Raw genomic sequence first — 21,051 nt, forward strand, 5'->3', positions numbered from 1 at the left:
CCAATTTCGGCAGATAAATCACAGTATGTAAAGCCCAGAACCCCTTTCAGAATAAGGGGTTTTCCTGAATCACCTGCTGTGCTAGCTTTTCAGGCAGCAGAACAAAGCTCCCGATCAATGAGGGGCAAACGAGGCAGACCAAATGGGCAATTCGGCAGTATGCCAGCTTGGGCAATATGTCCGTCATTTTATATTGCTGGCCGTGGTCAGCGTTGCGGCGGCCTGTTCCGGCCCGCAAGAATCCAAAGCGGCCCCCTACGCCGCTTTTGTGATGGATGCGCGCACAGGCGAGACGCTTTATTCCGAAAACGCGGATACCCGGCTACATCCGGCCTCTCTGACCAAGATGATGACGCTCTACATCACGTTCAGTGAGATTGAGGCGGGCAACGTCTCGCTCGACACGATGATCACTGTGTCGAAAAGTGCTGCAGCACAGCCGCCGTCGCGTCTGGGGCTGAAAGCAGGGCAGAAGATTCAGCTGCGCTATCTGATCCGGGCTGCTGCGGTGAAATCGGCGAATGACGCGGCTTCCGCGATCGGCGATTACTTTGAGGGCACCCCGGAAAAATGGGGCGCGCGGATGACGCGCACCGCCAAACAGCTTGGCATGAAAAACTCGACCTTCAAGAACGCCAACGGGCTGACGGCGAAGGGACATTTGTCGACGGCACATGACATGACGATCATGGGGCGGCACCTGTTCTACGATTATCCGCAGTATTACAACATCTTCTCGCGCCGCAGCGCCGATGCGGGCATCGCCAAGGTGGCCAACACCAACCGCAAATTCCTTGATCAGTACAAAGGCGCGGATGGCATCAAGACGGGCTACACCAACCCGGCTGGTTTCAACCTGACCGCCTCGGCGGAACGCAACGGCGTGCGCATCATTGCAACCGTGTTCGGTGGCACCTCGACCCCGATGCGCAACTCCAAGATGACCGAACTGCTGGATCTGGGCTTCCGCAAGGCCAAACCGGGTGGCGCCCCGCAGCCCCCTGTGATCAGTGCCGATCAGGAACTGATCGCGCAGGCGAGCACCGAGATGGAGGTCGAAGGCGGCGGCGGCCCTGCGAAAACCTTGCGTCTGGTGACGGCAGTGTCCAGTTCGCCCCGCCCCACCGCGCGTCCGTCGTTGGGCGATAGCGCCGAGGTTGATTTGGCGGCAGTCGAGCAAGCGGGCAGCTCGATGGCTGATGGAATCTTAGGTGCCTTGGCCGAGGCCACCGCCGAACCTGCCCCGGATTCGCTGGAAGCACAGGCGGTTGAATTGGCCGTGGCAGAAACTCCGGGCCTGTCGATCAAGGCTGCCGCCGCCAGCCCGCAGCCGGTACAACTGGTCGCGGCTCCGGCGAAACCAAAGCATAAGGCCCCGATTTATGATGAGGTGGCCGTTGTCGCGCAAGCCGCGCAACCTGCCGCCGAAGAGGTGATCACCAACATCTCAACCTCGGGCGGCAAGGGTTACGGCATCAACATCGGGCGTTTCAACAGCTATGGTGAGGCGGATCGCGTGCTGATGAAAACCCTGTTGTCCGAGAACGCCACTCTGGGCGACGCGCTGCGTAAAGTGGTGCAGAAGAGCGGTGGCTATGATGCCAACTTCCTTGGCCTGAGCCAGCGCGAGGCCGATCTGGCCTGCCGTCGCTTGCAAGCGCGCGGTGTGACCTGCTTTACTATGGGTTCGTAGATAGGGGGTCTTGATGGGATTCGTCCTTAAACCTGCTGCGCTGCCTTCGGTGGCTGTGGAAAACAGCACCGACCGATTTGCAGTGCGTCGGATCTTCTGCGTCGGCCGCAATTATGCCGAGCACGCGCGCGAGATGGGGCATGATCCTGATGCCGAGCCGCCGTTCTTTTTCAACAAACCCGCCGATGCGGTGATCGATTCCGGGCATACCATCCCCTACCCTGCCGCCACCATTGAACTGCACCACGAGGCCGAATTGGTTGTGGCTTTGGGCGCAGGGGGGGCGTTTGTCAGCACAGATAAGGCCAAGGCGTTGATTTGGGGCTACGCCGCCGGCAACGATCTGACCCGGCGCGATTTGCAAGCCGAGGCGAAAGCCGCGCGCAGGCCTTGGGATATGGCGAAGGGGTTTGACAATTCTGCCGTGGTGGGGCCTCTGCGGCCTGCAGTTCTAGGCAAACCCTCCGGTCGGATTAGGTGCCTGGTCGACGGCAAGCTCACTCAGGATGCCGATCTGGGCGAAATGATTTGGTCTGTCGCAGGCATCATCGGGCATTTGTCGCGGCTGGTCACGTTGCAACCGGGCGATTTGATTTTCACTGGCACGCCAGCCGGGATCGGCCCGATTGCGCGCGGCCAGCTTTGCGAAGTGCAGATCGACGGGCTGCAGCCCGCAAGCGTGCGCTTGGTCTAGTCGCTTAGGGGCCTAATCGCTCAGGGGCGCGGTGCCGCCGCGCGACGCAAACGGTCGTTGATGGCGCGGCCAAGGCCCTGTTCGGGGATCGGAGCAATCGCGATACGTTGTCCGGGCTGCGCCAGATGATCCGCCTCGCGCAGCAGGTGGAACAGGTTCGCCGCAGCCTCGATCAGATTGCCACTGGGCGACAGGTTCAGATCACTCGCGCCCGCGCCGAACCCCAAGCGCACTTCGCCCGGCAAGGCCGTTTCCGCATTCAGCCGAACCGGCGCACCGGGTGCGTAATGTGAGGCCAACTGACCGGGCGCATTGGGTTTTTTCGCATCGCCTCCGGTGGGAAGTGGCCCCAGCATGGCCTCTAGCCGTTCGACAGCAATGCCGCCGGGACGCAACAGCGCAGGCTCACCGATCAGGCCAAGAATGGTGGATTCGACACCCACAGCGCAGGCCCCGCCATCCAACACAGCGTCAATCCGCCCCGCCAGCCCTTCTAAGACATGCACCGCCCGCGTCGGAGACACGCGCCCCGACGGATTGGCAGAAGGCGCGGCCAACGGCCCGCCAAAGCTGCGCAGCAACGCCTGCGCCACCGGATGCGCCGGAATACGGATCGCCACGGACTCGAGATCTGCCGTCACCAGCGGGGAAAGCCCACTGTCCTGCCGCAGCGGCAACACCAGCGTCAGCGGACCGGGCCAAAACGCCGCCGCCACCGCCTCTGCCCGCGCATCAAACACAGCGTAAGTGCGAGCGGCGGTCAGATCCGGCACATGCACGATCAACGGGTTGAATCTTGGTCGCCCCTTGGCATCAAAAATCCGCGCCACCGCCAGATCAGAGCGCGCATCGCCACCCAGCCCGTAAACCGTCTCGGTCGGGAATGCGACAAGGCCCTGCCCGCTCAGGATCTGAGCGGCGCGTGCAAGGCCTTCGGGTGTGGCTGTCAGGGTCTGGGTCTGGTTCATCTTTGTGACGTAGCGTAGGGCTTGATGCGCGGGTCGGCAGGGCTAACCTTAGGCCCATAGCCCCTTACGCCTGATCCACCGCCTTGCCAAGTCGCCTACCCGGAGTTTGCCATGCCCTACCGCGCCCCGCTTGCTGATTTCACCTTTCTGCTGGACGTGGTCGGGTTCGCAGAGGTTTCCGCGACGGAGCGTTTTGCCGACGCCAGCGCCGACACTGTTGCCGCAATCTTGGCCGAAGCGGGCAAGCTGTGCGAAACTACCCTCGCGCCGTTAAACCGGGCCGGCGATAAAACCCCGGCGCGGTTGGAGAATGGCGTGGTGCGCACCTCTCCGGGCTTTGCCGAAGGTTACCGCGCGATTGCGGAAGGCGGTTGGATCGGTATGGGTGCCAGCCCGGAGTTTGGGGGCATGGGGCTGCCGATTGCGGTGGCCACTTGCGTCAACGACATGATGGGCTCAGCCTGTCTCGCGTTGCAGTTGAACCCGCTGATGACCCAAGGCCAGATTGAAGCGTTGGAACATCACGCCTCGGATGCGTTGAAAAACCTGTATATTCCCAAGCTGGTATCGGGTGAATGGTGCGGCACGATGAACCTGACCGAGCCGCAGGCGGGCTCTGACGTGGGGGCTGTGCGGACCCGCGCCGAGGATCGCGGCGACGGCACTTACGCGATCACCGGGCAGAAGATTTACATCAGTTGGGGTGATAACGATTTCTCGGGCAATGTCTGCCATCTGGTGCTGGCGCGTCTGCCGGGCGGGCCGGAAGGCACCAAGGGCATCAGCCTGTTCATGGTGCCCAAGCTGATCCCGGATGCAGATGGCAATCCCGGCCAGCGCAACACTCTGAAGGTGGTCAGCCTGGAGCATAAGCTGGGCCTGCATGGCTCGCCCACCGCTGTGATGCAGTATGATGCGGCGCAAGGCTGGTTGGTTGGCGCGCCCCACAAGGGCATGGCCGCGATGTTCACCATGATGAACAACGCGCGGTTGGGCGTGGGGATGCAGGGCGTCGCAGTGGCCGAAGCGGCCTTCCAGCAGGCCTTGGCCTATGCGACAGAGCGCAAGCAGGGCAAGACGCCGCTGGGTGCGGGCGCGATCATTGACCATGCTGATGTGCGCCGGATGCTGGCGCAGATGAAGGCGGAGACATTCTCGGCGCGTGCCATTGGTCTGGCCTGTGCGGTGGCGATTGATATGGCGCGGGCGACAGGATCGGTCGAATGGCAGGCCCGCGCGGCGCTGCTCACCCCGATCGCCAAGGCCTATGGCACCGACATCGGCTGCGAGGTGGCGCATCTGGGCGTGCAGGTGCATGGCGGCATGGGCTTTATCGAGGAAACCGGGGCGGCGCAGTTTTCCCGCGATGTGCGGGTGACGGCGATCTATGAAGGCACCAACGGCATTCAGGCGATGGATCTGGTGGCGCGCAAGATGATGGATAATGGTGAGGCCGCATACCGTCTGTTTGATGAGGTGCAGGCGGCGGCAGAACTCGCCCGACCGACCCATCCCGATCTGGCAGGGGCGGTTTGGACAGCGACAGAGGCCTTGCGCGAAGCGACGGAAGCGCTGAATGCTATGGCCCCGAATGATCGCTTTGCCGGGGCCGTGCCCTATCTGCGCGGGTTTGCCCGTGTGTTGGGCAGCCATTTCCACCTGAAAGCGGCACTGTCCGATCCGGCGCGACTGGCTTTGGCGCAATTTGCCATCAAGCGCCTGCTGCCGGAATATGCGCCGCTGCTGGCGCAGATGCGGGAAGGCGCGACGGGTCTTTATGCGCTGACGCCCGAGGCTTTGAGCGCGTGACAAACGCCATCCATCACCCGTGGGACACTCCGCCTGCTGAGGGGGAGGCCGTTGAAATTGCGCCACATATCCTGTGGATGCGCCTGCCGCTGCCGATGGCGCTGGATCACGTCAATATCTATGCGCTGGATGATGGCGACGGATGGACGCTGGTGGATACCGGCATGTCCAGCCGCAAGACCAAGGCGATCTGGGCGGCGCTGCTCGCGGGGCCACTCTCTGCCAAGCCGGTGCGGCGGCTGATTGTGACGCATCATCATCCCGACCACATCGGCCTTGCGGGCTGGTTTCAGGCGCAGGGGGTAGAGCTGATCACCACCCGCACCGCCTGGCTTTATGCGCGGATGTTGGTGCTGGACGAACAACCTAAGGCCACACCAGAGGCTATGCTGTATTACCAACGCGCCGGGGTCGACGCCGCCTTGCGCGCGCAAAAGGCCGAGGAACGCCCGTTCAACTTCGCCGATGTGGTCGAAGCGATGCCGCAAGGTTTCACCCGCATTGCCGAGGGCGAAGTTCTGACCGCAGGCGGGCGGCGCTGGCTGGTGCGCTTGGGTCAGGGCCATGCGCCGGATCACGCGACGCTCTGGAGCATGGATGACCCTCTGATTTTGGGCGGCGACCAGCTTCTGCCCGGTATCTCGGCCAATATCGGCGTCTACCCGACCGAGCCGGATGCCGACCCGTTGGGCGAATGGCTGGACAGCACGCGCGGCTTTGCGCCCCATGCGCGGCTGGATCACCTTGTGTTGCCGGGGCATAAACTGCCGTTTATGGGCCTGCCGTTCCGGCTGATCCAGATGGCAGAAAACCACGAAAGTGCCCTCACCCGTTTGCTGGGCCACTTGGCCACGCCCCAAACCGCCGCGCAATGCTTCGTGCCGCTGTTCAAACGCGAAATCACTGGAAACCAATACGGTTTGGCGTTGGTCGAGACGGTGGCGCATCTGAACTACCTCTTGAAGCGGGGCTGCGTTTCGCGTTCTCTGAACGGTGAAGGGGCTTGGGTTTGGCAGGCTCTGTAAGGAGCACACATGCCCAAACTTGACTCAAAGACCGAAGCGGCCATCGCCGAAGCCGTCAGCAAAGCCGCTGGCCTGCCGCGCGCCCATGCGGTGCATGCCGATCCAGCCGCCCCGCTGACACCCGAGCAACAACCCCTGCCTGCCGCCCTGCAACGCCGGCCCTTGTCCGAGAAAAGCCCCGCCGAATGGGCCTATGAGCGGATCATCCTGTATATCCGCAACTTTGAAAGCCAGCTTGACGCCCAGCAAGAGATTGCAATGGGTTTTGCCGGAAACGACGCAGGTGTGCTGAAGATCGAGGGCTTGGGGTTCTTTGAGCCCGATCTGCTGACCTTTTACGGCCGCGATGAAGAGGGCATGAAAACACAACTGATCCAGCATGTCAGCCAGCTTTCCGTCATGCTGCGCGCGGTGCCAAAGTCGGCACCCGAAGCCCCACCCACCCGCATCGGCTTTCGCCTTGCGACGGGTTGGATGGGCGGCGAGTCTGGCGACGCCTCGGCTTGAGGCGACTCACTTTCAGGGACGTGGAATCAATCACTCCCCTCGTGACAGTCACGGCTGAATCAGCTATTGGCAGGGCAACAACTGTGAAAGGACTCGCAAATGGCCGAACATAAACCGGGCAGCATGGATATCCGCGTTCAGGAAAAAACCTTTGACGGCTTTATCCGCTTCTCGATCTGGGGTGGGGTCATCTCGATCCTCGTTCTGGTCTTCATGGCACTCGCCAACGCCTGAATCCTTTCGCGGTTCGGGTTTAGAATGAATCGGAAATCGCTGCCTCTCGCTTCGCTCGAACGCATTCTCCGATGCGTGATCGTTCGTGAAAACCCCAACCGCTCTAGCGCCGGAACCGTAAAATGACCTTCAAAGCCTTTGCCGTTCTGGCGCTTTTCGCGCTGTCTGCCTGTGCGGGTGACAACAAATGGGCGACGGATGCCCAGATGGCAGCCCCCGGCGCGCATTTTGTGGCCGAACCGCCGCGTTCGATCACGCTGTTCACGGTGCAAAGCACCCGCAACGGCTCGGGCGCGCATTCCGGCCTGCTGATCAACGCCTCAGAGCAGGTAATGTTTGACCCGGCAGGCACCTGGTATCACCCCTCTCTGCCCGAGCGTGGCGATTTGCATTACGGCGTCAGCCCCCGGATGATCAGCTTCTACATCGACTACCACGCGCGGGAGACCTTCAATGTGGTCCAACAAACCGTGGTTGTGACGCCGGAAGTGGCTGAACTGATCAAGCAGCGCGCTCAGGCCTATGGCTCGGTGCCAAGCGCGCAATGCGCCCATTCGGTCTCATCGATCCTGAACGGGGTTCCGGGCTTCGAGTCGATCAGCGGCACTTGGTATCCCAACAAGCTGATGAAAGAATTCGCCCAGCTGCCGGGTGTGACCAGCAAGCTGATCACCGATAACGACGCAGATGATAACCACGGCGTTCTGATGGTGCAGGCCGAACAGCCCGTCACGCAATAAGCCCGAAATTCCCGAAAACCAAAAGCCGCGCGGACCTCCGCGCGGCTTTTGTCTTTGCGTCTACAGCAAGAACTGCATCCCCAGCAGCGTGGCAACCCCGGCCAAGGCCGCGATGATCATCTGCCGCGTCGCGAGGCCCACCAGCACGGTGACGGTCGCGGCAAGCAAGCGCGCCATATCCGGCTCGCCCCCGGTTGCAGGCGGCCAAAGCACAGCCGGGGCCACCAGCGCAGGCAACACCGCCACCGCCGTATAACGCAAGCTGCGCTGCAACCAGCCCGGCAAGGCGCGATTCCCCAAAAGCCCAAGGAAAGAAAACCGGATGGCATAGGTCGCAAGCCCCAGCACCACCACGACAATCCAGAATTGCGTGCGATCAATCATGCCGCGACCCTCCGCTCGCGCCAGTATTCAAACGCAGCACCCGCCGCCATGCCGATGGTGGATCCCACCAGCAGCCCGGTGCCATAGGGCAGAAACACCAACAGCAGCGTCAGCACCACCGAAAGCCCCGCTGCCAGCGCATGCGACCAAGTGCGGATCATCGGCGCCGTCATCGCCAGAAACGCAATCGGCACGGCAAAATCCAAGGCGTATTCCGGCGGGATGGCGCGACCCGCCAAGGCTCCGGCCACGGTAGACCCCATCCACAGCGGCAATACAGGCGTCACAGCACCAAAGAAATACGCGGTCTTCTCCGCCAAGGTCATAGTCGGTCGCTTGTCATACTCGGCGATCGACAAGGCAAAGCTTTGATCGACCAACAGATAGGCCATCGCCGCCCGCACCCCCAACGGTGCCGCCCCGACATGCGGCGCAAGTGTCACCGAATACATGAGCATCCGCAGATTGACCGCCAAGGATGTGGCCAAAATCACCAGCAAAGGCGCTTGATCCTGCAACAGATGCAGGGCTGCAAATTGCGAGGCCCCAGCGAATACTGTCACCGAAAATGTGACGATTTCATACAGTTGCAACCCAGCTTCAGACGCCAACAGCCCAAACAGCATTGCAAACGGCACGATCACCACGGCAAAGGGCAGAGCTGCGCGCACGCCGCGCAGATAGGCTTCACGAGAGGCAGACATATAACCTCGGCAGCTAGGGGCGGCTTTACGCCGGATGCAGAACGGCTTAGGCCTTTGCGAAAGCAATTTGAAGGGGCCAAGGTGCGGATTTTTGGATGCGTTCTGGCAGGCGGCACCGGTCGCCGCATGGGGGCCGACAAGGCGTTGATGCGCTTGGCCGGGCAAACCCTGCTTGGTCACGCCATCGCGCGGTTGGAGCCGCAGGTGGAGCGGCTGGCAATTTCCGCGAATGGTGATCCGGCCCGACTGGCGGCTTATGGCCTGCCCGTTCTGCCCGATGATGTGCCGCTTGGGCCGCTGTCCGGTGTGTTGGCTGCGCTACGGTGGGCGGCTCCCTTGGGTGCTACGGCTGTGGTGACACTGGCCGTCGACACCCCCTTCGCCCCCGGTGATCTGGTGCCACAACTCTGCCTCGCCGCCGAGACGGCACCCGAAGGCCTTGCGATTGCTTACGCGGCCAAGGATCACCCGACATGTGGAATCTGGCCGGTTTCTCTTGCCGATCCGCTGGCCGCCTTCCTCGCCTCTGGTGCAAAGCCCCGCGTGCTGGCCTTCACCGCAGCCAACCACGCCACCCGCGCGCATTTCCCCGATGAAACCGCCTTCCAGAACCTCAACACCCCCGAAGACCTCGCCGCAGCCGAGGCGCTGATCAGGGCAGCATCATGAGGGTCTACGGCGTGATCGGCTGGAAAAACTCCGGCAAAACCAGCCTGATGGAGCGTTTGGTGGCCGAAATCACCCGGCGCGGTTTCACCGTATCCACCGTCAAGCACGTCCACCATGATGTCGATCTCGATCAGCCCGGCAAAGACAGCCACCGCCACCGCGCGGCGGGCGCGTCCGAGGTGGTGCTGGCCTCCGCCCACCGTTTCGCTCTGATGCGCGAACATCGCGGCCCCGAACCTGATCTGGCCGAGGTGCTGTCGCGCATGGCCCCGGTCGATCTGATCCTGGTCGAAGGCTACAAGCGCGACGCCCATGCCAAGATCGAGGTGTTCCGGCAAGAGGCTGGCCACGATCTGATCCAACCCAACGATCCGCTGGTGCGGGCTGTCGCGACCGATATGGCGCTGCCCCCCCTGCCCGTGCCCATGCTTGACCTGAACAATACCCTGCAAATCGCCGATTTCATTCTGGCAGAGGTCGGCCTTGCAGCGCTTTGACCGGGTGATCGTGGCCGACTGGTCCGCCGCCGCAACGCTCTCCCCCGCCCGTCCCTCCGCCGATGCGATCTGGCTGGGCAGCATAGATGCAAGCGGAGCCAGCAGCACCTATCACCGCAGCCGCTCCAGCGCCGAAGCCACACTAGCGCAAGCCATCGACACCGCCTTGGCGCGCGGCGAATCCCTGCTGATCGGTTGTGACTTCCCGATGGGCTATCCCAAAGGTTTCGCCAGCCACCTGACCGGAACCCCCACTGCACCCGCTGTCTGGGCATGGTTGGCCGCCCATATCCAGGACGCCCCCGACAACCACAACAACCGCTTTCAGATTGCCGCCCATATCAATCGTCACTTCGCGACTGCCACCTCGCATGGCCCGTTCTGGGGCCGTCCAACGAGCTTGAACCTTTCCGACCTCCCCACCACAAAAGCCGTGGATTACAGCGCCTTGAACCTCTCCGAACGACGCGGCGTTGAAACTGTGGTTCCGCGCGCGCAACCAGTCTGGAAACTCTACACAACGGGGGCCGCAGGCAGCCAGGGCCTGATCGGTCAACCGATGATCCACCGGCTTTCCCAGCGCCCACAGGTTGCGGTTTGGCCCTTCGATCCCCCCGCCCAAATCACGCTGGCCGAGGTCTACCCTTCCCTTGTCTCGGCCGCTGTTCGCAGGGACCCCGCCCCGATCAAAGACGAGGCTCAGGTCCGCCTGCTGGCGCAAGCCCTGTTCAGCCTGTCCCACACCGGCCAGCTCGCCGACCTGCTCGACTGCCCCGCCAACCTCGAAGAAGGCTGGATCCTGGGGGCCGGCCACACCACGGCCTTACTCGGGGCATTGCCATGACCATCACCTACCAGATCGGCCTGCCCGAACATCTGCGCGCCGAGGCTGTGGCGCTGTATTGGCAAGCCTTCGGCGGCAAGCTGGGCCGGGTGATGGGCCCGACCACCAAAGCCCACCGCTTCCTCACCCGTGTCTTGCGCGCCCATCACGCCATCGTGGCCTTGGATGACAGCGGCCATCTCTTGGGCATGGCCGGGTTCAAGACACCGGCGGGCAGTTTTGCCGGTGGCGAGCTTTCCGACATCCGCGCCATCTATGGCATGTTCGGCGCAGCTTGGCGGGTGCCGCTGCTCTGGATGCTCAGTGATGGGGCCGAAGCTGATCATTTCCTGCTCGACGGCATCTGTGTCGCAGGGTCCGCGCGCGGTCTGGGTATCGGCAGCACCCTGATGGCCGCCATCGAAGATCAGGCCCGCGCCCACGGATATGGCACGGTGCGGCTGGACGTGATCGACAGCAACTGGCGGGCCAAGGCGCTGTATCAGCGGCTGGGCTATCGGGTCGAGAAGACGCAAAACCTCGGCTTGCTGCGCTTTGCCTTCGGGTTTCGCGCAGCGATCACCATGGTGAAGACGGTCTAGTCCCAGACTGTCCACGCGTGGACACGCCAAGCGCGTATATAAAAACAATGGCTTACAGACGGATGTTTACGTTTTGCTAATCTTTCCGCCGCACAGCACCGTTTTCACGCAGCACCCCGCAAGCATTTGCTCTTTTTGAAATACTCCCGCGCGGAGCGCTCCCGAAGCTGCAGCCCTGCGCGCCGCCTCCCGTCCAATCCCCGGCAGCGCCGCCGAGTGGGGGCTCGATGCCCCCCGAGGCGGCACCCCGATGGGGGTCAGTCGAAGGTGCCCGTCACCCGGCCGAACAGCATGAAGGCGCGTGCGGTGCGGGTGTCGGCCAGATCGGTCAAATCCTGATCGCTGGCGACTTTCTCGAATTCGGAAAACACCCGGTCAAAGGTGCGCAGGAAGTGATGGGCGGCATCGCGGAACACCGGGTCTTCGCGCATCCGGCCAGCTGTCAGCGCCAGCGACGAGCGATCCCGCACGCCCCCCAAGGCCGCGATGCCACGGCCGCGCTCGCCGCCGGCGAACTTGCGCCACAACTCGGGGCGCACGCGGTCGGGCTTCAGGTCATCCATGAAGATGCCTTCCTGGCTGAGCAGGGTCAGCACATCTTGTGCAGCCCGGATCAGCTTGGCGACGTTGCGATCTTCCAGCGCCAACCGCAAAGCGCGGAAACCTTCCTTGTCGTCCGGGCTTTCGGGGAATTGCACCGCGCGGGTAAAATCCTGCACCGATAGCGGCGCGCGCAAGGCCTCGGATGGCGTGCCCAAGGCCAGACCGGGCTGTTCTGCCTCGGGCTGTGGCTGGGGCGGCACCAAGGCGGCTTTGCGATCCGCCGAAGGCACCGTCAGCCCAGCATCACGGCGCGAGTTAAAGCTTGCCAGCGCAGTTTCGGTATGTTTGGCGGTGGCCGCGATCTCATCCAGCTTGCGTTCGACCGAGGGGCGCATGCCGCCCTGCTGGCCCGAGACAAAGGCGGCGCGCATCGCATCGACGGTGGCTTGCAGCCGCGCCGATTCGGCGCGCAGGCTGCGGATCGAGCGCAACGTGGTCACCGAAGCCCAGATCAGCGCCAGCGGCAAGAACACCGCCAGCAGCGTCAGCACATAGCCCAGCACGCCAGACCCCACCGGGCCGGTCAGGAAATAGCCCCCGACCGCCAGCACCCAAAGCAGGCTCAGGCCGGCAGCCACCCATTCGGTCGGCGTCACCGACGGATCGGCGATGCTGCGCGTGTCCGTCCCCAGGTGGCGGGGAGTGTCTTCAGGTTCGGCCATGTCTTGTTCCCTGAGCGGGGTCAGATGTAACGGATCGAGAGGATTTCGTAAGCGCGCTGCCCCCCCGGCGTCTTCACTTCAACCGAGTCGCCTTCGTCTTTGCCAATCAGCGCGCGCGCCAACGGCGAGCGGATGTTCAGCAGATTGCGTTCGATATCCGCTTCGGATTCGCCGACGATCTGATAGGTTTTCTCTTCGTTGGTTTCCTCGTCGATCAAGGTCACCGTGGCACCGAATTTGATCGCGCCAGACAGCTTGGTGACTTCGATCACCTCAGCCAGCGAAATGATCGCTTCAAGCTCTTTCACCCGGCCTTCGATGAAGCTCTGCTTCTCACGGGCGGCGTGATATTCTGCGTTTTCGGACAGATCGCCATGCTCACGCGCCTCGGAAATGGCGCGGATCACGGCGGGACGTTCCACCGATTTCAACTGCTTCAATTCTTCATCCAGAGCGGTAAATCCGCGCCGGGTCATCGGGATTTTTTCCATTGGTCTCTTCACATAAATAACAAGGTCACAGCCCGTATGAGCCATGACCTTGCGCCACTTTCTCCATACCTGAACCGACCGCCGCCCTGATTGCAAGAGGGAATGCCGGGAATAGGCAAAGCCCCGTCGCGCCAGCGAAAGAAACTGTCGCAAGAGGGAAAGAAAGTTGCGCTGATGCTGCGATGCAGACTTGGGATGTTGCGTCACGGTTGACCATGGGCTTGGCTTCGGGCAATGACGCAACAGCATTTTGCCAGGTCGGAGAGAGAGATGTCGCAAGAGATCGCGCGCGAGCAGATGGATTATGATGTGGTCATCGTCGGTGCGGGGCCTGCGGGTCTGTCGGCGGCGATCCGGCTGAAGCAGTTGGACAGCAATCTCACAGTCGTGGTGCTGGAAAAGGGCTCGGAAGTCGGCGCGCATATCCTGTCGGGTGCGGTGCTGGATCCGGTGGGTCTGAACAAGCTGATCCCGGATTGGAAGGCCAAGGGCGCGCCTTTGAACACGCCGGTGGTCGAGGACAACTTCTACATCCTCGGGCCAGCCGGCCAGATCCGCATTCCGAACTTCCCGATGCCGCCGTTGATGAACAACCACGGCAATTACATCGTCTCGATGGCGAATGTCTGCCGCTGGATGGCCGAGCAGGCGGAAGGCCTTGGGGTTGAGATTTTCCCCGGCATGTCCTGTTCCGAACTGGTTTACGGCGACAACGGCGAAGTGCGCGGTGTGGTGGCGGGCGAGTTTGGCAAGAATGCCGATGGCACACCCGGTCCGTCATATGAACCGGGGATGATTTTGGCGGGGAAATATGTCTTCCTGTCAGAAGGCGTGCGCGGGTCTTTGGCGAAGGAAGTCATTGCCAAATATGATCTGTCGAAGGGTCACGAGCCGCAGAAGTTCGGCCTTGGCATGAAGGAAATCTGGCAGATTGATCCGGCCAAGCACAAGCTGGGCACGGTGACGCATACGATGGGCTGGCCTTTGGGGTCGAATGCCGGGGGCGGCAGCTTTATCTATCACCTTGAGAACAATCAGGTTTACGTCGGCTTTGTGGTACATCTGAACTACAAGAACCCGCATCTTTATCCCTACATGGAATTCCAGCGCTTCAAGCATCATCCGATGGTGGCGGAACTGCTGAAGGGTGGCAAACGCGTGGCCTACGGCGCGCGGGCGATTTCCGAGGGCGGCTGGCAGTCGATCCCGAAGATGGTGGCCCCCGGTGTGGCGCTGCTGGGCTGCTCGGCCGGTCTGGTGAACGTGCCGCGCATCAAAGGCAACCACAACGCGATGCTGTCGGGGATTGACGCGGCGGAGGCGGCGTTTGTGGCGATCTCGGCAGGGCGTGCGGGCGATGAGTTGAGCGAATACGAGACGCTGGTGCGCGGCGGCCCGATTGCGGCTGACTTGAAAAAGGTGCGCAACGTCAAGCCGTTATGGTCGAAATATGGACTTGTCGCCTCGCTGTTGTTGGGCGGTGCGGATATGTGGGCCAATACCTTTGGGCTGACCATTCTGGGCACCTTGAAGCATGGCAAGAACGATGCGGAATCGACCGGGCTGGCGAAGGATTACGCACCGATTGACTATCCGAAACCCGATGGCGTGCTGTCGTTTGACCGGCTGACCAACGTGGCGTTCTCCGCCACCAACCATGACGAAAATCAGCCCGCGCATCTGAAGCTGAAGGATGCCTCGATCCCGATCTCGGTCAACCTGCCGCTGTATAACGAGCCCGCGCAGCGCTATTGCCCGGCGGGGGTGTATGAGGTGATCGCCGAGGCCGGGAAAGAACCGCGCTTCCAGATCAACTTCCAGAACTGCGTGCACTGCAAAACCTGCGACATCAAAGACCCGTCGCAGAACATCGTCTGGACCACGCCGATGGGCGGCGGCGGGCCGAACTATCCGAATATGTGACCGGCCCAATATGTAACCCCTCTAACACGTGATCTGACATTCCCTGTCAGATCAGCGAAGATGCGCGGGTCGGGGGTGTTAAGGCCCCGGCCCGCATTGCTTCTCGGCCCGCGCGGCTCTAGCTTTGCGGCAACGCTTACAGGAGCCGCCCCGGATGCCTTTCCACCTGCCTTCCCGCAAGCAAATGCTGCTGGCCTCTGCCCTGATGCTGTTGCCCTTTACGGCACTGGCCGAGACCAGCACAGCAAACGCCGATGCGTCAGAGGCGCCGCTGGCTGGTGCTGGGGCATATCTGGCCGCAGCCGTTGCGGCGTCTGAATCCGATTACGCGGCGGCGGTAGAGTGGTATGGCCGCGCGCTGACCAGCGATGCTGACAATCCGGCACTGCTGGAGGGCGCGGTTCTGGCGCATGTCGGCATCGGCGATATGGAAACGGCGGCAAAACTGGCGCGTGATCTGCAGGCAACCGGCGCAAAAAGCCAGATCGGCACGGTGGCCCTGATCGCGGATAACGCCAAGCGCGAGGATTATGAAGCCATTCTGAAAGAACAGGCCGCAGGCGGATCAGCGGGCGCTGTGCTGGATGAGTTGGTGAAGGCTTGGGCCAAACTGGGGCTGGGGCGGATGTCAGAGGCCACGGAAGCCTTTGACAAGATGGCAAAAACCAAGGGTCTAGAGGCGTTTGGCCTGTATCACAAGGCGCTCGCCTTGGCCTCGGCAGGGGATTACGAAGGGGCCGAAAACATCCTGTCGGGCAAAACGGCGGGCAGCTTCCCACTCAGCCGTCGCGGTGTGATCGCAACGGTGGAAATCCTCAGCCAGTTGGAGCGTAACCCCGAAGCCGTCGAGATGCTGGATCGCAATTTCAGCTCTGGCAATGATCTGGAAATCGACGATCTGCGCCGCAGGCTATCGGCGGGAGAGCCGCTGCCGTTTACGATCGTGCGCAATGCCAGCGACGGCATTTCGGAAGTGTTTTTCAGCATGGCCAACGCGGTGCGCGGCGAGGCGGATGCGACCTATATCTTGCTGCACGCGCGCGCCGCAGCCTATCTGCGCCCCGAGAATGCCGAGGCTCAACTGCTGGTCGCCGGGTTGTTGGAGCAACAGCGCCAGCACGATCTGGCGACGCAGGCCTATGCGCAGGTGCAGCCCAGCGATCTGAATTTCCACATTGCCGAAATTGGCCGCGCCAACGCGTCTTTTGCTGCGGGCCGTCCCGAAGCGGCGCTGGAAATCCTGCAAGGTTTGGCACGCGCGCATGGCGACATTCTGGCGGTGCAGGTGGCGCTTGCCGATGGGATGCGGCGCGAAAAGCGCTATGACGAGGCCTATAAAGCCTATGACGCCGCTGTCAAAATGGTGGAAAAACCCAATGCTCGCCATTGGGTGCTGTTCTACAGCCGGGGCGTGGTTTCGGACCAGCTGCGCAATTATGACGCCGCCGAAGCCGATTTTCGCCGCGCGATGGCGCTAAGCCCGAATGAGCCGGAGCTGCTGAACTACCTTGGCTATAGTCTGGTTGATCAGGGCAGAAAGCTGGATGAAGCGCTGGGGATGATCAAGCGCGCCGTGATCATGCGCCCGGACAGTGGTGCGATTCTGGACAGCCTTGGTTGGGCTTACTATCGTTTGGGGCGCTATAAAGAAGCCCTGCCCGCGATGGAGCAAGCCTCGTTGCGGATGGCGGTGGATGCCACGGTGACCGACCATCTGGGCGATGTCTATTGGGCGGTCGGGCGCAAGCGTGAGGCCGAATATCAATGGCACCGTGCGCTGTCTTATGGCCCGGATGACAAGCTGGCGGCGCGGTTGCGCTTGAAGCTGGCGAAGGGGCTGGATGCGGTTTTGGCCGCTGAAGGCGCTGCGCCTTTGAAACCGCTTGAGGCCGCCGCTGTCACGCCCTGACCTTGCACAGCGGGAGTTCGCTCCGGCCAAGATAAATCTGGCGCTGCACGTCACCGGGCAGCGCGGGGATGGCTATCATCTGCTGGACAGCATCGTGGTGTTCGCCGGGGTGGGCGATTGGGTGTCGGTTGCGCCTGCGGATCGGCTGAGTTTGACGGTGACGGGGCCGCAGGGGGCTGGGCTGTCGGGCGACGACAACCTTGTGCTGCGGGCGGCGCGCGCCTTGGGCGTTGCTGCGACCTTGGAGTTGGAGAAGCATCTGCCCGTGGCCTCGGGGATCGGCGGCGGCTCTGCCGATGCGGCGGCGACATTGCGGGCTTTGTCTGCGCTGCGGGGCGTGGCTGTGCCGGATGCGACCGCAGTGCTGGCTTTGGGGGCAGATGTGCCGGTCTGCCTTGCAGGGCGTCCGGTGCGGATGCAGGGGGTAGGCGAAGTGCTGACCGCCCTGCCGCCGCTGCCGGAATGCTATGTCGTGCTGGTCAATCCGGGTGTGGCGCTCTCAACGCCAGAGGTGTTCAAGGCTTTGCCGCGCAAGGATAATCCCGCGATGACAGCAATGCCCGCCTGCGGCTCTGCGCAGGAACTGGCCGCGTGGCTGCGCGATCAGCGCAATGATCTGGAAGCCCCGGCGATGGTGCTGGCCCCTGTGATCGGAGCGGTGAAAGCGGCGCTGGAGGCGCGGCCCGGCTGTTTGATCGCGCGGATGTCGGGATCGGGGGCGACCTGCTTTGGCTTGTTCGCCAGTGAGCAACTGGCCAAAGCCGCCGTAGGGGCGCTGCGGGAAGACGCTCCGGCATGGTGGGTGGCCGCCGCTCCGGTCTTGGCCTAGGCGTCTCAGTTGATGCGTTCGACCACATAGGCGGCAAGGTCTGACAGCATGCCGCGCAACGGATGGTCGGGCAGTGCGGTGAGTGCGGTCTGGGCTTTCGCCGCCCAAGCCAAAGCCTCAGCCCGTGATGCTTCCATCGCGCCATGCTTTGCCATCAGCGCCAGCGCGTGTTCCAGATCGCCGTCGCTCTGCTGGCCCTTCTCGATCACCCGCACCCAGAAGGCACGTTCTTCCGGGGTGGCGCGGGCCACGGTCTTGATCACCGGCAGCGTCAGCTTGCGCTCGCGGAAATCATCGCCGGTGTTCTTGCCGATCACCGCCGCCGAGCCGCCGTAATCCAAGAGATCATCGACGATCTGAAAGGCGATGCCCAAAGCGTCGCCATAGTCAAACAGCGCCTTGACCTGCGCCGGGGTGCCGCCTGCGATTTCCGCGCCGGATTCGGTGGCGGCAGAGAACAAAGCAGCGGTCTTGCCGCGCACGACTTTCAGATAGATCTCTTCGGTGGTCGCCAGATCTTGTGCCGCGGTCAGTTGCAGCACTTCGCCTTCGGCAATGGTGGCGGAGGCATTGGCCAGGATATCCAGCACCCGCAGATTGCCGGGTTCGACCATCAACTGAAAGGCGCGGGCGAACAGGTAATCACCGACCAGCACGGAAGATTTGTTATCCCACAACAGGTTCGCGGTGGGGCGACCGCGACGGCGCGCGCTTTCATCGACAACATCATCATGCAGCAGGGTGGCGGTGTGGATGAATTCGACGGTGGCGGCCAGATGCACATGGTAGGGCCCAGCATACCCCAGCAGGCGCGCGGCGGCCAACACCAGCATCGGGCGCAGGCGTTTGCCGCCCGCCTCGATCAGATGGGCGGTGACTTCCGGGATACGCGGCGCATGTTCCGACGCCATCCGCGCCCGGATCATCAAGTTCACCGCCGCCATATCCTCGGCCAAAGCCTCGGCCAGCCGGTCATGCGGTTTTTGTGCAGCCTCGGTCACGCTCATTCCAACCCCTTCAGGTATCGACACGAGGGTATCGACTCGGAGGCATCCCCCCGGTTAAACCCAATCCCATGAAGCTTTTATTGCGCACAACCGACCCCACCGTGATCGCCTTTGCCCAAGTGCTCCTTGAGGGCGAGGGTATAGACAGCTTTGTGATGGACGTCCACATGAGCACGCTGGAAGGCGGCATCGGATTGTTCCCGCGCCGGATCATGGTGGCGGACAGCGATTTGTTCCTCGCGCGCGCGGTGCTGGCGGATAATGACATCTCGGACGGGCTGTAGATGCAGGATCTGACGCAAGATGCCTTTCTCTGCGGTAAATTGCAGCTTTGGCAGCCGCGTCAGGGGTATAGGGCCGCGACCGATCCAGTGTTGCTGGCGGCTGCCTGCCCGGCGCTGCCGGGTCAATCCGTGCTGGATTTGGGCTGCGGGGTTGGAGCTGCGGCGCTTTGCCTCGCCCGCCGGGTGCCGGATCTGCGGCTGGCAGGGCTAGAGGTGCAGCCCGACTACGCCGCTTTGGCGCGGCGCAATGCCCAAGAGAACGGCGTCGCGATGCAGGTCGAGGTTGGCGATCTGGCGGATATGCCAAAGCCGCTGCGGCTGGATTTTGACCATGTCATCGCCAACCCGCCCTATTATCCGAAAGGCGGCACCCCCAGCCCGAACGCGGGGCGTGCTGTGGCGTTGCAGATCGACACGCCCCTGGGCGATTGGGTGCAGGCCGCCAGCCGTCGCTTGGCTCCGGGCGGGTGGCTGACGCTGATTTGCGGCGCGGATGGGCTGCCGGAAGTGCTGGCGGCGATGGGCGGCAAGTTGGGCTCGGCCTCGGTGCTGCCGCTGACCCCGCGTGAGGGCAAACCGGCGCTGCGGATCCTGCTGCGAGCGCGCAAGACCGGGCGGGCGGCATTTCGGCTGCTGGCACCGTTTGTCATCCATCACGGCAAATCACATGACGGCGACCGCGAGAGCTATACGCCACGCGCCAGCGCAATCTTGCGCAGCGGCGAATCGCTTTCGGATGAATTCCGCTAATTCGACAAAACTATCGCAAAAGTTGTGCGAAACTTTGATGACACGACTCGGATTCTGTGGTGCACTTGCGAGGTTGAAAACAGCATCAGGAGGACTTGCATGACCGTCGCTTCCCATATCGCTGAACTGAAAAAGAAGCACGAAACCCTCTCATCCAAAGTTGAACAGGCGCAGCGCGCGCCCGCCGTGGATGACCTGCACATCGCCGATCTGAAGAAGCAAAAGCTGAAACTGAAAGAGGAAATTGGTCGGTTGAGCGCTTAACGCTTTTTGGCGCTGGCCGCAGAATCAGCTTTTGTAGAACTCGCTTTCGCCGCCAGCGCCGCACCCACTGTAATCAGAACCGCCGCCAACAGAATAGCGCTTGACGGTTGGGTAATCCCTGCAGCCACCAAAGCAAGAGTAGACAGCAAAGGTGCTGCATAAGAGGCGACCCCCAAGAGTTGGATGTCGCCTTTTTTCATGCCGATGTCCCAAGTGAAAAACGCAGCCCCCACCGGGCCGATGCCAAGGGCGGCCACGCTGGCCCAGCCCAGCGCACCTTGTGGCCAAACAGTTGTTTCCAATGCCATATGTGCAAGGGCCGACAAGGCAGCGGTGGCAAGGCAGAACACCGTGACGGATTCGGTCGGCACTGTGCCCAAGCGCCGAGACAGCACGGAATAGACCGCCCAAGTCACCGCGCAGAGGAATGCCAGCGTGAGGCCAAGCGCCGAACCTTGCCCCTCGCCGCCCCGCGCCAGCACGATCAGCGCCGCCCCGGCAAAAGCGATCAGCGCGCCGACGATATGTAGCAGGCCAAGCCGCTCACCGGGCAGTAGGCCCGACAGCAGCACGATGAACAGCGGCCAAAGGTAGGCGATCAGGCCGGTTTCGGCGGTGGGGGACAGCCGGAAGGCGGTGAAGTAAAGCAGATGGTAGCCGAAAAGCCCCAAAGTTCCAAAGGCATAGACCTTCCACGACACGGTTTTCAACACGCTCAGCCCCGCGCCGGTGATGGTCCAGATCAGGCCAATCGCGCCGCCGATGCCAAAGCACAAAGCGTTCAGCAGCAAGGGCGGTACCGGGGCCGAGCCGATGGTGAACAGCGCCAGCAGCGCCCACATGGCGATGGCGGTCAGGCCGATCAGCGTGGCTTTGGTTTTGGTCATAGCGGCCCCTTTGCTTGCGCCTTACCTGCCGAATATGCCCGCTTCGGGCAAGCAAAAAGGCCCGATCTTGCGACCGGGCCTTGTGCAACATGT

The 21,051-nt window shown here is 62.5% G+C and carries 24 protein-coding genes; 17 read left to right on the plus strand and 7 right to left on the minus strand.

The window, feature by feature from the left end; genetic code table 11:
• The first annotated feature begins 142 nt into the window (after window positions 1-142).
• Window positions 143-1,693, plus strand: a complete 1,551-nt coding sequence (locus U1A24_RS15690; RefSeq protein ID WP_416173498.1) for a serine hydrolase — start codon at window positions 143-145, stop codon at window positions 1,691-1,693.
• A gap of 13 nt (window positions 1,694-1,706) precedes the next feature.
• Window positions 1,707-2,387, plus strand: a complete 681-nt coding sequence (locus tag U1A24_RS15695; protein WP_322322918.1) for a fumarylacetoacetate hydrolase family protein — start codon at window positions 1,707-1,709, stop codon at window positions 2,385-2,387.
• A 20-nt stretch (window positions 2,388-2,407) separates the two neighbouring features.
• On the opposite strand, the gene U1A24_RS15700 is transcribed toward U1A24_RS15695, so the two are convergent.
• Window positions 2,408-3,355 carry an L-threonylcarbamoyladenylate synthase gene (locus U1A24_RS15700; protein WP_322322919.1) on the minus strand — a complete coding sequence of 316 codons (948 nt, stop codon included), beginning with the start codon at window positions 3,353-3,355 and terminating at the stop codon, window positions 2,408-2,410.
• Between the two features lie 111 nt (window positions 3,356-3,466).
• Between U1A24_RS15700 and U1A24_RS15705 the strand changes: the two genes are divergently transcribed.
• The 5 genes from U1A24_RS15705 to U1A24_RS15725 all read left to right on the plus strand — a co-directional run bounded on the left by U1A24_RS15705 (window position 3,467) and on the right by U1A24_RS15725 (window position 7,670).
• Window positions 3,467-5,164, plus strand: a complete 1,698-nt coding sequence (locus U1A24_RS15705; RefSeq protein ID WP_322322920.1) for an acyl-CoA dehydrogenase — start codon at window positions 3,467-3,469, stop codon at window positions 5,162-5,164.
• Window positions 5,161-6,189, plus strand: a complete 1,029-nt coding sequence (locus U1A24_RS15710) for an MBL fold metallo-hydrolase (RefSeq protein WP_322322921.1) — start codon at window positions 5,161-5,163, stop codon at window positions 6,187-6,189. The genes U1A24_RS15705 and U1A24_RS15710 overlap by 4 nt, the downstream gene beginning before the upstream one ends.
• Window positions 6,190-6,198: 9 nt before the next feature.
• Entirely contained in the window at window positions 6,199-6,696 is a 498-nt protein-coding gene (locus tag U1A24_RS15715; protein ID WP_322322922.1) for a DUF6173 family protein, read from the plus strand.
• A gap of 99 nt (window positions 6,697-6,795) precedes the next feature.
• Complete coding sequence (locus tag U1A24_RS15720; RefSeq protein ID WP_322322923.1) at window positions 6,796-6,930, plus strand: aa3-type cytochrome c oxidase subunit IV; 135 nt, start codon at window positions 6,796-6,798, stop codon at window positions 6,928-6,930.
• A 122-nt stretch (window positions 6,931-7,052) separates the two neighbouring features.
• A complete protein-coding gene (locus U1A24_RS15725; protein WP_322322924.1) occupies window positions 7,053-7,670 on the plus strand; it encodes a hypothetical protein in 618 nt (205 codons plus the stop codon).
• Window positions 7,671-7,730: 60 nt separating this feature from the next.
• On the opposite strand, the gene U1A24_RS15730 is transcribed toward U1A24_RS15725, so the two are convergent.
• Together U1A24_RS15730 and U1A24_RS15735 are read right to left on the minus strand one after the other, a co-directional pair.
• Window positions 7,731-8,054: an AzlD domain-containing protein gene (locus U1A24_RS15730; protein ID WP_322322925.1), complete on the minus strand. Its 324-nt coding sequence runs from the start codon at window positions 8,052-8,054 to the stop codon at window positions 7,731-7,733.
• A complete protein-coding gene (locus tag U1A24_RS15735; protein ID WP_322322926.1) occupies window positions 8,051-8,758 on the minus strand; it encodes an AzlC family ABC transporter permease in 708 nt (235 codons plus the stop codon). The genes U1A24_RS15730 and U1A24_RS15735 overlap by 4 nt, the downstream gene beginning before the upstream one ends.
• Window positions 8,759-8,839: 81 nt before the next feature.
• On the opposite strand from U1A24_RS15735, the gene mobA reads away from it, so the two are divergent.
• From mobA to U1A24_RS15755, 4 genes are read left to right on the plus strand one after another with little or no spacing between them, the layout of a single operon-like run.
• Window positions 8,840-9,427: a molybdenum cofactor guanylyltransferase MobA gene (gene mobA / locus U1A24_RS15740; protein WP_322322927.1), complete on the plus strand. Its 588-nt coding sequence runs from the start codon at window positions 8,840-8,842 to the stop codon at window positions 9,425-9,427.
• Entirely contained in the window at window positions 9,424-9,924 is a 501-nt protein-coding gene (gene mobB / locus U1A24_RS15745; protein ID WP_322322928.1) for a molybdopterin-guanine dinucleotide biosynthesis protein B, read from the plus strand. The genes mobA and mobB overlap by 4 nt, the downstream gene beginning before the upstream one ends.
• Window positions 9,911-10,768, plus strand: a complete 858-nt coding sequence (locus tag U1A24_RS15750; RefSeq protein ID WP_322322929.1) for a molybdopterin guanine dinucleotide synthesis — start codon at window positions 9,911-9,913, stop codon at window positions 10,766-10,768. The genes mobB and U1A24_RS15750 overlap by 14 nt, the downstream gene beginning before the upstream one ends.
• A complete protein-coding gene (locus tag U1A24_RS15755; protein ID WP_322322930.1) occupies window positions 10,765-11,349 on the plus strand; it encodes a GNAT family N-acetyltransferase in 585 nt (194 codons plus the stop codon). Before U1A24_RS15750 ends, U1A24_RS15755 begins: the two co-directional genes overlap by 4 nt.
• 257 nt (window positions 11,350-11,606) lie before the next feature.
• Here the strand turns inward: U1A24_RS15755 and U1A24_RS15760 are convergent, their stop codons facing one another.
• A complete protein-coding gene (locus tag U1A24_RS15760) occupies window positions 11,607-12,614 on the minus strand; it encodes a hypothetical protein (protein WP_322322931.1) in 1,008 nt (335 codons plus the stop codon).
• A gap of 20 nt (window positions 12,615-12,634) precedes the next feature.
• On the minus strand, window positions 12,635-13,105 hold the full coding sequence (gene greA, locus U1A24_RS15765; RefSeq protein WP_322322932.1) for a transcription elongation factor GreA: 471 nt from the start codon (window positions 13,103-13,105) through the stop codon (window positions 12,635-12,637).
• Between the two features lie 270 nt (window positions 13,106-13,375).
• On the opposite strand from greA, the gene U1A24_RS15770 reads away from it, so the two are divergent.
• The 3 genes from U1A24_RS15770 to U1A24_RS15780 all read left to right on the plus strand — a co-directional run bounded on the left by U1A24_RS15770 (window position 13,376) and on the right by U1A24_RS15780 (window position 17,766).
• The gene (locus tag U1A24_RS15770) at window positions 13,376-15,028 is read left to right on the plus strand and encodes an electron transfer flavoprotein-ubiquinone oxidoreductase (RefSeq protein ID WP_322322933.1); all 1,653 of its coding nucleotides are present in this window, start codon (window positions 13,376-13,378) and stop codon (window positions 15,026-15,028) included.
• A gap of 154 nt (window positions 15,029-15,182) precedes the next feature.
• Entirely contained in the window at window positions 15,183-16,937 is a 1,755-nt protein-coding gene (locus U1A24_RS15775) for a tetratricopeptide repeat protein (RefSeq protein ID WP_322322934.1), read from the plus strand.
• On the plus strand, window positions 16,912-17,766 hold the full coding sequence (locus U1A24_RS15780) for a 4-(cytidine 5'-diphospho)-2-C-methyl-D-erythritol kinase (RefSeq protein ID WP_322322935.1): 855 nt from the start codon (window positions 16,912-16,914) through the stop codon (window positions 17,764-17,766). Before U1A24_RS15775 ends, U1A24_RS15780 begins: the two co-directional genes overlap by 26 nt.
• Window positions 17,767-17,771: 5 nt before the next feature.
• Here the strand turns inward: U1A24_RS15780 and U1A24_RS15785 are convergent, their stop codons facing one another.
• The gene (locus U1A24_RS15785; RefSeq protein ID WP_322322936.1) at window positions 17,772-18,773 is read right to left on the minus strand and encodes a polyprenyl synthetase family protein; all 1,002 of its coding nucleotides are present in this window, start codon (window positions 18,771-18,773) and stop codon (window positions 17,772-17,774) included.
• A gap of 68 nt (window positions 18,774-18,841) precedes the next feature.
• On the opposite strand from U1A24_RS15785, the gene U1A24_RS15790 reads away from it, so the two are divergent.
• The 3 genes from U1A24_RS15790 to U1A24_RS15800 all read left to right on the plus strand — a co-directional run bounded on the left by U1A24_RS15790 (window position 18,842) and on the right by U1A24_RS15800 (window position 20,071).
• Window positions 18,842-19,057, plus strand: coding sequence for a DUF2007 domain-containing protein (locus tag U1A24_RS15790; RefSeq protein ID WP_322322937.1), 216 nt, complete (start codon window positions 18,842-18,844; stop codon window positions 19,055-19,057).
• On the plus strand, window positions 19,058-19,807 hold the full coding sequence (locus U1A24_RS15795; protein WP_322322938.1) for a tRNA1(Val) (adenine(37)-N6)-methyltransferase: 750 nt from the start codon (window positions 19,058-19,060) through the stop codon (window positions 19,805-19,807). It begins immediately after the preceding gene.
• 99 nt (window positions 19,808-19,906) lie between these two features.
• A complete protein-coding gene (locus tag U1A24_RS15800; RefSeq protein ID WP_082351838.1) occupies window positions 19,907-20,071 on the plus strand; it encodes a YdcH family protein in 165 nt (54 codons plus the stop codon).
• On the opposite strand, the gene U1A24_RS15805 is transcribed toward U1A24_RS15800, so the two are convergent.
• Window positions 20,068-20,958 (minus strand): DMT family transporter, encoded by an 891-nt coding sequence (locus tag U1A24_RS15805; protein ID WP_322322939.1) that lies wholly within the window; start codon window positions 20,956-20,958, stop codon window positions 20,068-20,070. The genes U1A24_RS15800 and U1A24_RS15805 overlap by 4 nt on opposite strands.
• Window positions 20,959-21,051: the final 93 nt, after the last annotated feature.

The organism is Cypionkella sp. (assembly GCF_034376685.1).
GTDB lineage: Bacteria > Pseudomonadota > Alphaproteobacteria > Rhodobacterales > Rhodobacteraceae > Cypionkella.

Bases quoted from the DNA above. Each gene is read 5' to 3' on its own strand.
- U1A24_RS15715 (WP_322322922.1), top strand. From the start codon at position 6,199: ATGCCCAAACTTGACTCAAAGACCGAAGCGGCCATCGCCGAAGCCGTC.
- U1A24_RS15720 (WP_322322923.1), top strand. From the start codon at position 6,796: ATGGCCGAACATAAACCGGGCAGCATGGATATCCGCGTTCAGGAAAAA.
- U1A24_RS15805 (WP_322322939.1), bottom strand. From the start codon at position 20,958: ATGACCAAAACCAAAGCCACGCTGATCGGCCTGACCGCCATCGCCATG.
- U1A24_RS15755 (WP_322322930.1), top strand. From the start codon at position 10,765: ATGACCATCACCTACCAGATCGGCCTGCCCGAACATCTGCGCGCCGAG.
- U1A24_RS15695 (WP_322322918.1), top strand. From the start codon at position 1,707: ATGGGATTCGTCCTTAAACCTGCTGCGCTGCCTTCGGTGGCTGTGGAA.
- greA (WP_322322932.1), bottom strand. From the start codon at position 13,105: ATGGAAAAAATCCCGATGACCCGGCGCGGATTTACCGCTCTGGATGAA.
- U1A24_RS15735 (WP_322322926.1), bottom strand. From the start codon at position 8,758: ATGTCTGCCTCTCGTGAAGCCTATCTGCGCGGCGTGCGCGCAGCTCTG.
- mobB (WP_322322928.1), top strand. From the start codon at position 9,424: ATGAGGGTCTACGGCGTGATCGGCTGGAAAAACTCCGGCAAAACCAGC.
- U1A24_RS15760 (WP_322322931.1), bottom strand. From the start codon at position 12,614: ATGGCCGAACCTGAAGACACTCCCCGCCACCTGGGGACGGACACGCGC.
- U1A24_RS15705 (WP_322322920.1), top strand. From the start codon at position 3,467: ATGCCCTACCGCGCCCCGCTTGCTGATTTCACCTTTCTGCTGGACGTG.
- U1A24_RS15700 (WP_322322919.1), bottom strand. From the start codon at position 3,355: ATGAACCAGACCCAGACCCTGACAGCCACACCCGAAGGCCTTGCACGC.
- U1A24_RS15725 (WP_322322924.1), top strand. From the start codon at position 7,053: ATGACCTTCAAAGCCTTTGCCGTTCTGGCGCTTTTCGCGCTGTCTGCC.
- U1A24_RS15730 (WP_322322925.1), bottom strand. From the start codon at position 8,054: ATGATTGATCGCACGCAATTCTGGATTGTCGTGGTGGTGCTGGGGCTT.
- U1A24_RS15690 (WP_416173498.1), top strand. From the start codon at position 143: ATGGGCAATTCGGCAGTATGCCAGCTTGGGCAATATGTCCGTCATTTT.
- U1A24_RS15770 (WP_322322933.1), top strand. From the start codon at position 13,376: ATGTCGCAAGAGATCGCGCGCGAGCAGATGGATTATGATGTGGTCATC.
- U1A24_RS15785 (WP_322322936.1), bottom strand. From the start codon at position 18,773: ATGAGCGTGACCGAGGCTGCACAAAAACCGCATGACCGGCTGGCCGAG.
- U1A24_RS15795 (WP_322322938.1), top strand. From the start codon at position 19,058: ATGCAGGATCTGACGCAAGATGCCTTTCTCTGCGGTAAATTGCAGCTT.
- U1A24_RS15775 (WP_322322934.1), top strand. From the start codon at position 15,183: ATGCCTTTCCACCTGCCTTCCCGCAAGCAAATGCTGCTGGCCTCTGCC.
- U1A24_RS15800 (WP_082351838.1), top strand. From the start codon at position 19,907: ATGACCGTCGCTTCCCATATCGCTGAACTGAAAAAGAAGCACGAAACC.
- U1A24_RS15790 (WP_322322937.1), top strand. From the start codon at position 18,842: ATGAAGCTTTTATTGCGCACAACCGACCCCACCGTGATCGCCTTTGCC.